This is a genomic window from Streptomyces sp. sk2.1, from assembly GCF_008120935.1.
GTDB lineage: Bacteria > Actinomycetota > Actinomycetes > Streptomycetales > Streptomycetaceae > Streptomyces.
Window position 1 is genome coordinate 100,695 of record NZ_RDBO01000016.1, and the last position, 11,482, is coordinate 112,176.

At 72.0% G+C, this 11,482-nt stretch carries 10 protein-coding genes and 1 pseudogene; 9 read left to right on the top strand and 2 right to left on the bottom strand.

All coding sequences use genetic code 11. The annotated features are described in order from the left end of the window. Positions 1–135: 135 nt before the first annotated feature. Positions 136–861 carry a LuxR C-terminal-related transcriptional regulator gene (locus EAO76_RS03245; protein WP_148833107.1) on the bottom strand — a complete coding sequence of 242 codons (726 nt, stop codon included), beginning with the start codon at positions 859–861 and terminating at the stop codon, positions 136–138. A 227-nt stretch (positions 862–1,088) separates the two neighbouring features. Here EAO76_RS03245 and EAO76_RS03250 point away from each other — a divergent pair, with 227 nt between their 5' ends. From EAO76_RS03250 to EAO76_RS44325, 9 genes are all read left to right on the top strand, one after another. Next, a complete protein-coding gene (locus EAO76_RS03250; protein ID WP_148833155.1) occupies positions 1,089–2,381 on the top strand; it encodes a hydrolytic protein in 1,293 nt (430 codons plus the stop codon). 828 nt (positions 2,382–3,209) lie between these two features. Beyond that, a complete protein-coding gene (locus EAO76_RS03255) occupies positions 3,210–4,730 on the top strand; it encodes a phage tail sheath family protein (protein ID WP_148833109.1) in 1,521 nt (506 codons plus the stop codon). 40 nt (positions 4,731–4,770) lie between these two features. Further along, positions 4,771–5,211, top strand: a complete 441-nt coding sequence (locus EAO76_RS03260; RefSeq protein WP_148833111.1) for a phage tail protein — start codon at positions 4,771–4,773, stop codon at positions 5,209–5,211. Further along, positions 5,208–5,702: a hypothetical protein gene (locus EAO76_RS03265; protein ID WP_148833113.1), complete on the top strand. Its 495-nt coding sequence runs from the start codon at positions 5,208–5,210 to the stop codon at positions 5,700–5,702. Before EAO76_RS03260 ends, EAO76_RS03265 begins: the two co-directional genes overlap by 4 nt. After that, on the top strand, positions 5,699–5,857 hold the full coding sequence (locus tag EAO76_RS44320) for a DUF6760 family protein (protein WP_003966147.1): 159 nt from the start codon (positions 5,699–5,701) through the stop codon (positions 5,855–5,857). Before EAO76_RS03265 ends, EAO76_RS44320 begins: the two co-directional genes overlap by 4 nt. A 1,920-nt stretch (positions 5,858–7,777) precedes the next feature. After that, on the top strand, positions 7,778–9,328 hold the full coding sequence (locus EAO76_RS03270) for a phage tail sheath family protein (protein ID WP_148833115.1): 1,551 nt from the start codon (positions 7,778–7,780) through the stop codon (positions 9,326–9,328). A gap of 146 nt (positions 9,329–9,474) precedes the next feature. Continuing rightward, positions 9,475–9,918 carry a phage tail protein gene (locus EAO76_RS03275; protein ID WP_148833117.1) on the top strand — a complete coding sequence of 148 codons (444 nt, stop codon included), beginning with the start codon at positions 9,475–9,477 and terminating at the stop codon, positions 9,916–9,918. Beyond that, positions 9,918–10,376 carry a hypothetical protein gene (locus tag EAO76_RS03280; protein WP_148833119.1) on the top strand — a complete coding sequence of 153 codons (459 nt, stop codon included), beginning with the start codon at positions 9,918–9,920 and terminating at the stop codon, positions 10,374–10,376. The genes EAO76_RS03275 and EAO76_RS03280 overlap by 1 nt, the downstream gene beginning before the upstream one ends. After that, positions 10,373–10,516, top strand: coding sequence for a DUF6760 family protein (locus EAO76_RS44325; protein ID WP_093896703.1), 144 nt, complete (start codon positions 10,373–10,375; stop codon positions 10,514–10,516). The genes EAO76_RS03280 and EAO76_RS44325 overlap by 4 nt, the downstream gene beginning before the upstream one ends. Positions 10,517–11,240: 724 nt before the next feature. Here EAO76_RS44325 and EAO76_RS45325 read toward each other — a convergent pair. Beyond that, positions 11,241–11,378, bottom strand: a pseudogene (locus EAO76_RS45325) (phage baseplate assembly protein V); the annotation flags it as partial. Positions 11,379–11,482 lie beyond the last annotated feature (104 nt).

Genomic DNA, 11,482 nt, shown 5'->3' on the forward strand with positions numbered 1-11,482 from the left:
GGCCCCGAGTACCCGTACCGGGGGAAGGAACCGCTGCCCTTTGCGTCCGCCCCGCGGCCCCCTCCCCCGGGAACCCCGGCGCGCTCCCGTGCGGCGGCGTCGGCACACCGTCCGCACGGGAGCCCGGAGCGGGACTCAGATGAGCCCGTGCCGCATGGCGTAGCCGACGGCGTGTGCCCGGTTGCGCAGTTCGAGCCGGGTCGCCATCTCGTGCAGCACGTTCTTGACGGTGCGTTCGGAGTACGAGGTCTTCTGCGCGATCTCCGCCGTGCCGAAGCCCTCCGACACCAGCCTGATCATCTCCGCCTCCCGTGCCGTGAGGGTGGAGAGCGAGAGCCCCCGGGGGTCGAGGACCGTGCGCTGGAGGCTGCTGACGTGGTCGAGGAGCTTTCCGAGCAGGTCGCCCGGGAGCACGCCCTCGCCGTTGGCTATCGCCGTCACCAGGTGGACCAGGCGGTCCTGGTCTGCCTCCCCGCGCCTGAGCACGGCGACCACACCGCATTCGATCAGGGTCTGGAGCGCGCCCGATTCGAAGAAGCCGACGACGAGTCCGGTGCGGGTCGCGGTGTTGCGCTGGAGTCTGGAGAGGAGCCGGACGGTGGGTTCGTCCACCATGTCCACCACCACTAAGGAGACCTGGGCCCGGTCGGCCTCGGCCTCCGTCGTCAGTTCTATCTCGGGGCGCGGGCGCAATTGGTGTATCACGCCGGTCTGGAGGATCAGGTCCTCCGCGTACACCGCCACGGAGACCCTGCCCTCGGGGGCCCTCCGCGCGCCGCGCTGGGCGGAGCGTTCCGAAGCGGTGGGCCTGCGGAACTGTCCGCGCACCGCCGCCTCGCTCTTCACGTCTGTCGTCGTCATCGTTCCGTGCTCGTCTTCCTCAGGTGCTCTTGTCTCGATGTGCCGGTCGCCCTGCCCGTCCGTGCCCGGCCCCGTCAGGGGGACCTGGCGCGGGAGAGGGGCTCGGGGAGACCGTGCCGTTGGGCTCCGGGGGCACAAGCCCTGCCCGTGCGTTGCCCTCCCGTCTCTGCTGCGCCACCGCGTCCTCGGCTTAACGTCGCATCGTGACCACATCTGCCGAATTCGAAATGTCCACGGTGACGGTGTCGCCCGGCGCCGAGGCGACGACGACCCTGACCGTGCGCAACGACGGCGACATCGTCGAGGCCTACACGCTCGAAGTGGTCGGCGACTGCGCCGCGTGGAGCACCGTGGAGCCGGCGCGCGTCTCGCTCTATCCGGGCACCTCCGAGGTGGTGACCGTGCGGCTCGCGCCGCCCCGTTCCCACGAGGTCCGGGCCGGGGAGACGCCCCTGGGGGTACGCGTCCTGCCCGCGGAGCGCCCCGAGTCGGTGGCGGTCCCCGAGAGCACGGTGGTCGTCGAGCCCTTCCACGAGCTCCGGGGGCAGCTCGACCCCCGTCGGCGTCGCGGCTGGCGGGGAGCCCGGTTCCAGACCTCGGTGCAGAACCGGGGGAACACTCCGGTCGGCGTCGTGTTCACCGGGACGCAGGACGGGGAGGAGCTCCGGCTGGCCTTCTCCCCCGACCAACGGCGCCTGGAGCCGGGCGAGTCCGCCGAGGTGGGTCTGCGGGTGCGGGCCCAGAAGCTGATCTGGTTCGGCACGCCGGCCACCTGGCCGTTCGAGGTCGAGGTCGCCGAGAAGACCGAGGGGGAGGCCGAGGACGAGCAGCCCCACCGGCCGGAGACGCTGTCCGGCGAGTTCGCCCAGATACCGATACTGCCCAGGTGGCTGCTGATCGTGCTGGCCGCGCTGCTCGCCCTGCTGCTCGCGTGGTTCGCGCTGGTCAGGCCCGCGGTGAAGAGCACTGCGGAACAGGCGGTGACCGACGCCGCCGAGAAGGAGCGACGGGGCGACGGTCAGCAGGGCGGGGCCTCGTCCGGCGGCTCGGGCGACGCCTCCGGCGGTCAGGGGCAGGACGGGAACCAGAAGCCCCGGCCCGGCCGGTCCTCCGGTGGGTCGGGCGGTTCCGGCTCGACGTCGGGCACGGGCGGCGACGGCCACCAGCAGATGTCGGAGACGATCGACGTGCAGGTCGGCGCCGGGGGCACGAAGAAGGAGCCGTACCGGGTGCCCGAGGGGAAGGTGTTCGGCGTCACGGACCTCGTGGTGGCGAACTTCCAGGGCGACGAAGGGGTGTTGACCATCACGTTCGGGAACCGGAAGATCACCACCATCGCCCTGGAGACCTTCCGCAACCAGGACTATCACTGGGTCACCCCCATCGAGATTCCGGAGAACGAAACGGTCACCGCTTCCGTGACGTGCAACAAACCGGGTACTCCGGCCACCGGAACCCAGGCAGCCGGATGCCACCAAGTACTCAACGTCAGCGGCATCCTGCGCGACCTCGAACCGTAGGACAAAGCACCGGCCCCACTTCCCCCGGGCGGGAAGAGAACAGCAGAAATTCCGCCCCGGGGAAACCCGGCTTGCCGGGTGTTGGCGAAACTCTTTCCCTGTACACCCTGATGAAACGGACCCGTGACGGCCCGCGGAGCGGCGGCGGGCGAAGAACGTCCGGTGCCGTCCGCCCGCATCCCCCTCCGTCGCCGTCCGGTCAGTGGGGTCGTGCGGGCGCCCGCACGGCCCGTCGGGTTCCTCCGGCCGTGCGGGGTCGGCCGGTCGACCGATCCTGCGGCTCATTCTGGCCGATAGTGGCCGCCCCCTCGATCGGGCCTTGACCACGGGTTGTCCCGTCGACGGCGAAGACGGGCGGGCCCCGTCGGACGGGTACGCGGCACGGCGACGGGGCGGCCCCGTCCGGAACGCACGGGTGCCGTCGGCGGACGCCGCGACACAGCAGCGGCCCACGGCCCGTACGCCCGCCGGGGACGGCCGGACGAGCACCGGCAGGAATGTGTTCGCGCGTGGTTCCCTGCCTTCATTCATCACCATTCCCCGGGTCCGGGCATCCGTATTCCGGGCACTCGGACACCTGGCGAACCGTCACACGTCTTCCTCCGCACCGGAGTTCATCCCGCGTTCATCGAACGGGCCAAAAGAATTGCTATGGGCCGGGCCCGGGAAGCCCGTCGCGAATGTCCTCACGGGGAAGAATTCCCTGCCCCCGGGGGCGCCCGGAAAGGCAGTGGCCTTGCCCCGTGCCCAGGACTCCGGGGCCTACTGTCCGCCGGTGCGGGCCGACGAGACTGGACGGCGACCGGACGACCACCCGAAGGAGCGAGTATGCCGTCGTACCTCACCCCCGGCGTATACGTGGAGGAGGTGCAGTCCGGAGCACGGCCCATCGAAGGAGTCGGCACGGCGATCGCAGCCTTCGTCGGTTTCTCGGAGACCGGCCCGTTCCACCAGCCGACCCTGGTGACCAACTGGGACCAGTACGTCCAGACCTTCGGCACCCACGCACCCGGCACGTACCTGACGCGCGCGGTCCACGGCTACTTCGCCAACGGCGGCGGCGCGGCCTACGTCGTGCGGGTGGGCGGCGCGGCGCAGGACCCGGGCGCCGGCGGGGCGGCCCCGTCCGTCGCGCTCGGGGGTTTCCAGGTGTCCGCACGGCCCGGCACGGGTGGTGACCTCTCGGTGGAGGTCGCCGATGCCGAGGGGGAGAACCCTCCGGAGGACCGATTCCGGCTGCTGGTGCGACAGGCCGGCAAGGTGGTGGAGACCTTCGACGTCTCCATCCGCAAGAGCGTCAAGGGCTACCTGGTCACCCAGGCCCGCCAGTCCAAGCTGATCGAGGTCGTCGAGCAGCCCGGCGCGGCCCAGAGCCGCCCCGCGAACCAGGTCCTCCCGCTCTCGCCCGCCGCCGCGGGCCCGGGGGCCGGTGCCGCGACCGTGGACCTGGCCGAGTTCGTCGGGGACTCCTCGCAGCGCACCGGGATCGCGGGTCTGGAGGCGATCGACGAGATCACCATGGTCGCCGTTCCGGACCTGATGAGCGCCCACCAGCGCGGGGCCGTCGACGCCGAGGGCGTCAAGACCGTCCAGCTCGCGCTGATCTCGCACTGCGAGCAGATGGGCGACCGGGTCGCCGTACTGGACACCCCGCCGGGCATGAACGCGCAGCGGGTCCGTGCCTGGCGCAACGACGACGCCGGGTTCGATTCGCGCTACGCGACCGTGTACTACCCGTGGATCAGCGCCTTCGACCCGGAGGCCGGGCGCAACTCCCTGATGCCGCCGAGCGGTCACGTCTCCGGTGTGTGGGCGCGCAGCGACGGCGAGCGCGGTGTGCACAAGGCTCCCGCCAACGAGGTCATCCGCGGTGCGCTGGACCTGGAGATCCGGCTCAGCAAGGGCGAGCAGGACCTGCTGAACCCGATCGGCGTCAACTGCGTGCGCGCCTTCCCCGGCCGCGGCATCCGGATCTGGGGCGCCCGCACGCTCTCGTCCGACCCGGCCTGGCGCTACCTCAATGTGCGCCGTCTCTTCAACTACCTGGAGGAGTCGATCCTCCTGGGCACCCAGTGGGTGGTGTTCGAGCCGAACGACGACCGTCTGTGGTCGAGCATCCGGCGCAACGTGACCGCCTTCCTCACCGAGGAATGGCGCCGGGGCGCCCTCTTCGGCCGCACGGCCGAGGAGGCGTTCTACGTCAAGTGCGACCGCGACAACAACCCGCAGGAGTCGATCGACCTCGGCCAGGTCGTGTGCGAGATCGGCGTGGCACCGGTGAAGCCCGCGGAGTTCGTGGTCTTCCGCCTCTCGCAGTTCTCCGACAGCACCAGCCTCGTCAACGAGTGACCCGGCAGGGTCCGCAAAACGGAACAGGTGACACAGAGTCATGGCAGAGGGCGACGCTCTTTCCACCCACGTCTTCGGCGTGCAGCTCGGCGGCTATCTCGTGGAGTCGATCCAGGAGGTCAGCGGTCTGACCGTCGAGGAAGAAGTCGTCGAGGTCCGTCAGGTGACCGCCGAGGGCAAGCAGATCATCCGCAAGCAGCCCGGCGCGCGCCAGGCGGGCGAGGTGACGATCACCCGCGGGCTCGACAAGAGCAGCGAGTTCACCAAGTGGATCAAGGAGACGCTCAACAACGGGGCCGTCGACACCGCGCGCCAGAACCTGACCATCGAGATCAAGGACTCGAAGGGTGACACGGTCCGGCGCATCCAGCTGATGCAGGGCTGGGCCAGCAAGTGGGAGGGTCCGTCCCTGAAGGCCGGCGAGTCCAGCCCGGCCACCGAGACGGTCACCATCACCTTCGAGGAGATCGTGGTCGAATGAGGCGCAGGACCGTTACGTCGGGCGGACTCGACGAAGTCCTCGACACCCTGGCGTCCGCCCGGTCCGCCACCCGCGAGGAAGCTCCCGCGCCGCCCGCGGCGCGGGAGCGGGAACGCCAGGACCTGCGGACGGAGTTCGAGTTCGAGCTGCCGCGCGGTTACGTCGACGACGAGGGCCAGGTGCACCGGCAGGGCTCGATGCGGCTCGCGACGGCGCGGGACGAGCTGCGCCCGCAGATCGACCTGCGGGTGAAGGAGAACCCGGCGTACCTGAGCGTGGTGCTGCTGAGCCAGGTGATCACCCGGCTCGGCACCATCACCGATGTGCACGCCGGGGTGGTGGAGCGGATGTACGCCACCGACGTGGCGTTCCTCCAGGACTTCTACCGGCGGATCAACAGCGAGGGCCATACGCACGCCGCGGTGACGTGTCCGCTGTGCCACGGCTCGTTCGAGGTGGACCTCTCGGGTGGGCGCCTGGGGGAATCGTGACGTACGCGCTTCCCCGTCTGCGGGAGGAGATCGCGTACGTCGCCTACCACTTCCATTGGCAGCGTGAGGACATTCTCGACCTCACCCACGGCGAGCGTCAGCAGTGGGTCCGGGAGATAGCGCGGATCAACACCCGCGTCAACGAAGGCGGGTGATCGTATGGGGTTCGGCGACTGGTTCCGCCGGGCGGACCGGACGCCGTCCGACGCCCCTTCCGGGGGCGGGGACGGGTCCGGTGCCGGGCCGACGGCCGGTGCCGCCCCGGACACCGGCCGGACCGATCGGCGGGGTGGCGACTGGGACGGCGGCTGGCGGCAGGTCGCGCCGCCCGCGGTGACCGTCGCCCGGTCCTCGATCGGGGTGAGCGACGGGCTGCGGTTCAGGTCCGGCCTCGCCTCGTGGCAGAACGTCGCGTTCGGCGGCGAACTCGGCCATGCCGTGATGCCGTCCGCACCGGTGGGCCTCATCCGCGGGGTCACCCGCCCCGCGGGCACGCGTGAGGTGTCCGCCGGCGGGCCGCTGCTGCTGCGTGCCGCCCGGCCCGACGCGGACGGGGGCACCGACCCCGTCGCCGGCCCGTCGCCCGCGGCGGCGGGGGGCACGGGGCGGGGTCCCGCGGTCGTCCAGCGGTCGAGCGCCCCGGAGCCGTCCGGGGCTCCCGGCGCTCCCGGCGCTTCCGGCCGGGAGGCACCGCGACGGGCCGCTCGCGGCAGCGGTACGACCGCGCCCGGAACCGCACCGGCCCCGTCAAGGACGTCTCCGGTCAGGAGCACAACAGCGGAGGCGCCGTCCGGCGGGGGCGACATGCCGGTGCCGGCCGAGCCCGGGCGTGCCCGTCCCGCCCCGGTACGMCCCCGGCGGACCGCGCCGCCGCTGATCGTCGCCCGGCGCCCGGCGATGCCGCTGCGGCACATCACCGGGGTCGTACCGGCCGTACCCGCGCCCGTCACCGGCGGCGGCGCCGCGCGGCGGATCACGTCCGGCCGGCCGGACACGCCCGTATCCGCCCCGGCACCCGAAGCCGCGCCCGGGCCGACCGGTTCCGCCGGGCCTCCCGAGGTCACGTCGGTACGGCCCGCCCTGGGCAAGCCGCTGCGGGAACTGCCCTCCGGGGCCGTGCCCGCCGACCCGGCGGGACGACGCGGGGCGGTCGTACCGTCCGGTCCCACGGGGCAGGCCGGTCCCGGCATGCCCGTGATCCAGCGGCAGGAGGCGGAGACACCGGCCCCGCGCCCGCCGGAGGCGACGGCCCCGCCCGCGCGCCCGCAGTCACCCGCTCGCCCGCAGTCGTCCGCGCGTACCGGTTCCGCAGAGCCGTCCCGACCGTCTCCGTCCCTGTCCTCGTCCCCGTCGGCCCCGGGGCGGGCCCCGTCCTCCGGACCGGAGCGGCACCGGGCCCAGGAGCCCACCGGGCACGGGCCGTCGAAACCCTCGGCCCCCGATGGGGCATCGGCGCCGCCACCGCCCGACCGGGCCGACCGGGTGAGGCCCGCCCGTGGCGGGATCGGTGCCTCGCTGTCCTCGCTCCCCCCGACCGCCAGGCGTCAGGACGGCGCTCCGCTGCTCGGTGACCGCCGTCGGCCGCGTCCGGGAGCCATGGGCTCCGGGCAGAACGCGGCGTCGGGACGTGAGACCTCCTCCTCGTCGTCCGTACCTGCCGGACCCGTGGGGACACCGGTGCGCCCGGACGGACCCTCCGCGATGCCGGTGCTCCCGTCCCCCTCGTCCGGTTCCCCCGCGAACGTGACACTTCGGGCTTGAGTGTCACGTTCTCGCGATGGGGGGTACCTCCGCCGTCGGACGTGGAGGCGGCGGGGTCCTTCTCCGGAACCGCCCTCATCCACCCTCCCGGCCCACCGACACGCCCTGTCGCCGTCCCAGGGTGTGTGCGGTGCCCGCGCGGTACGCAGGGCGTGCGCACCGCGGTCCGGTGCAGCGCCCGGCGGCACGTACAACACGACGGCATTGCCTGATCGGGCAGTGGCCGGTGCACGGGTGGGCGGCCGTGTGTCCGTTCCCGGTGATCGCGGCTGTCGCAAGAATTGCGGGCGTTCCCCGGCCAAGGAGAGACTCACATGCCGTCGTACCTGTCCCCGGGCGTCTACGTCGAAGAGATCGAGTCCGGGTCCCGGCCGATCGAAGGGGTGGGCACCTCGGTCACCGCCTTCGTCGGCTTCGCGCAGAAGGGCCCGTTCGACGAACCGACGCTGATCACGAACTGGAGCCAGTTCGCCGGCACCTTCGGCGACTTCGTGGAGGGCGCGTACCTGGCCTCCGCCGTGTACGGGTTCTTCGCCAACGGCGGCGGTGTCTGTTACGTGGTGCGCATCGACGACGGCACCGAGCACGTGGTGGACGACGGGGGCGACCATGTCGCGGGGAGCCTGCCCGCCGGGTCGGAGACGCAGCTCGGGCCGTACGCGGTGAAGCCCCGCCCCGGTGTGACCGGCGAGATCAGCGTCGAAGTGGCCGAGGCGGAGGGGGACGACCCGCCGTCCGACGTCTTCCGGCTGGTCGTGAAGCGGGACGGGCAGCCCGCCGAGGAGTACCCGGGCGTCACGACCAAGCGCAGCAAGGAGAACGTCGCCACCCGGGTCAACGCCAGGTCGGAGCTGATCGAGATCCGGGAGACGGCCCGCGGCGCCGCACCCGCCCGGCCCGAACCGCAGAGCGTGACCCTGGCACCCGCCGCCCCGGCGGCACCCGGCACCGGGGCGCTGACCCCCGAGCTGTACGTCGGCGACCCCGACCGCCGTACCGGGTTCGGCGGACTCGAAGCGGTCGAGGAGATCACCACGGTCGTCGTGCCGGACCTGATGAGCGCGCACGAACGCGGGCTGCTGGACCTGGAGTCGGTCGTCGCCGTGCAGCAGGGGCTGATCAGCCACTGCGAGCTGATGGGCGACCGGGTCGCCATCCTCGACCCGCCGCCGGGGCTCAGCCCGCAGCAGATCCGGGCCTGGCGCACCGACCACGCCAACTTCGACTCCAAGTACGCCACGCTCTACTACCCCTGGATCCGGGTCGCGGACCCCTCGTCCGGGCGGGCGCGGCTCGTCCCGCCGAGCGGTCACGTCGCCGGGGTGTGGGCGCGCAACGACGAGTCGCGCGGCGTGCACAAGGCACCCGCCAACGAGGTCGTGCGCGGGGCGGTCGCGCTCCAGACCCAACTGACCAAGGGCGAGCACGACATGCTCAACCCGATCGGGCTGAACTGCATCCGGTCCTTCCCCGGACGGGGCATCCGGATCTGGGGCGCGCGCACGCTGGCCTCCGACCCGGCCTGGCGCTACCTGAACGTCCGGCGCCTCTTCAACTACCTGGAGGAGTCGATCCTCGCCGGTACGCAGTGGGTCGTCTTCGAGCCGAACGACGACGCCCTGTGGGCGCGCATCCGGCGCACGGTCTCGGCGTTCCTGGTGAACGAGTGGCGCAAGGGGGCGCTGTTCGGGCTCACCCCGGAAGAGGCGTTCTACGTCAAGTGCGACCGCGAGACCAACCCGCCGGAGAGCATCGACGCGGGACAGGTCATCTGCGAGATCGGGGTGGCACCGGTCAGGCCGGCCGAGTTCGTCGTCTTCCGCCTCTCCCAGCTGACCGGGGGGACCGGCGGCGTCGACGAATGATCCCTTCCCCTCGTGGGCGGCCGGGCCGAGCGGCGCGTACCTCCCGGGCGGCGAGTGCCCCTTCCGATTCCGAGTGACGCGTACCCCCCGGAGACCCCTGTGGGCGGCAAGACCCGTAGGCGGCAAGAGCGGTAAAGGAGCCTGTTGTGCCACTTCCCGATCTCGACAGCACCGTCGGGGCGTCGTTCGGCCTCGAATTCGACAGCGTCGTCATCAAGCAGATCACCGAGGTCAGTGGTCTGAAGATGGAGCAGGACGTCATCGAGCTGAAGCAGAACACCGCCGACGGCCGCTACGCCATCAAGAAGCTCCCCGGCCGGCCCAAGGCCGGTGAGGTGACCGTGACCCGGGGCCTGACCGAGGACAACAGCTTCGAGCGGTGGATCAAGGACTCCCGCTTCGGCCGGATGACCACGGCCCGCCGCAACGGCGCGGTCATCGTGTACGACCACGAGGGCATCGCCATCAAGCGCTACAAGCTCATCAACGCCTGGCCGAAGTCCCTGGAGATCGGCACCCTCAAGGCCGGTGACACCTCGGTCCTGACGGAGAAGCTCGCCATCACCTACGAGAGCATGGAACTCGACTGATGCGGCGTACGGCTCCGGCGGAGGCTCCCCAGCGGCCGGACGCGCACCTCCCGGCGGGAGGGGACGCGCGGTCCGGCGGGCGGGAGCCGCTGCGCACCGAGTTCCCCTTCGAGCTGCCGCGCGGGTACGTCGACGACGCGGGCGTCGTGCACCGCACGGGCGTCATGCGGCTCGCGACCGCGCGCGACGAACTCGTGCCGCTGCGGGACGACCGGGTGCGGGAGAACTCCGCGTACCTCTCGGTCGTGCTCATCGCCCGGGTCGTGACCCGGATCGGCACGGTCGACGACATCCACCCCGGTGTCATCGAGGACCTGTTCGCCTCCGACCTGGCCTTCCTCCAGGACTTCTACCGGCGGATCAACGCCGAGGGACACACCCGCGCCGCCGTCACCTGTCCCTCCTGCCAGGAGGAGTTCGCGGTGAATCTCGCCGGTGGCCGCCTGGGGGAATCGTGACGTACGCGGCCGACCTGCTCTACGAGGAGGTCGCGTACCTCGCCTACCACTTCCACTGGCCGCTCGATGAGCTGCTGGACCTGGAGCACCCGGAACGACTGAGGTTCGTCGCACAGATCGCTCGCCTCAACGGGCAGTAGCGGACGGCGCGGGGAGGGCGGGAGAATCCATGGGCCTGATGTCCTGGCTGCGCGGCGGCGACGGGCGCAAGGGTACGGACACGAGCACGGGTACGAGTACGGGCGCGGGAACGGGAACAGGTACGGCCGCGGGGGCCGGAAGTGCGGATTCCGCCTGGTCCGCCGGGCCGCGCGAGCGCGTCGACCTGGCCGAACTGCCGCCCATCCAGCGGACCCTGGGCACACAGGACCTGGTCATCGACCCCTCCGGCTTCCAGGGGTCGCTCTCCACCAGGCAGGACCCGGCACTCGGCACCCCGCTCGGGCACCTGGTCAGCCCGGACGCGCCCACCGGGCTGGTGCACGGGATCACCGCCCCGGCGGCCCCGGCCGCCGCGGACCGTCCTTCGCCGGTGCAGCGGTCCGCGGAACGTGCGGAGGGGGTGCCGGGCGAGGTCCGGTCCGTACCCCTGCCGTCGCCGCGATCCCTGCCTCCGTCCGTTCCCGTGCAGCGCGTCGTTCCGGGGGACGCTTCCGCGATGACGTCGGCCGGGGAGTCGGCCGTAGCGGAGTTGCCGGTGCGTCAACTGGTGGGGGAGCAGCACCTTGTGACGGCAGCCGGACCGGCCGCTCCCGAGCCCGCGACGCCGTCCTCGTCCCCGACCTCGACCCCGAATCCGTCCCAGCACCCGCCGTCGTCCGCGGTTCCGCCCGTGCAGCGCTCGGTGATGCCGTCCGCTCCCGGCTCGCCGCCGCTGGTCCCGCCCGACTGCGCGGTGCGCGCCCAGTCGCTCGCGTACTCGTCCGACAGCCAGGGGAACCGCACCTTGACCCGGCCCGAACCGTCCGGGTCGTGGGTGTCCGTGACCGTTCCGCTGACCAAGGAGACCGAGAAGGTGGCCCGCTGGTTCGCCACCATGACGACCGGGTTCAGCCGCAAGACGGCACACATCGAGGCGCGGACGAGGACGGCGTCGCGGGCTCGGG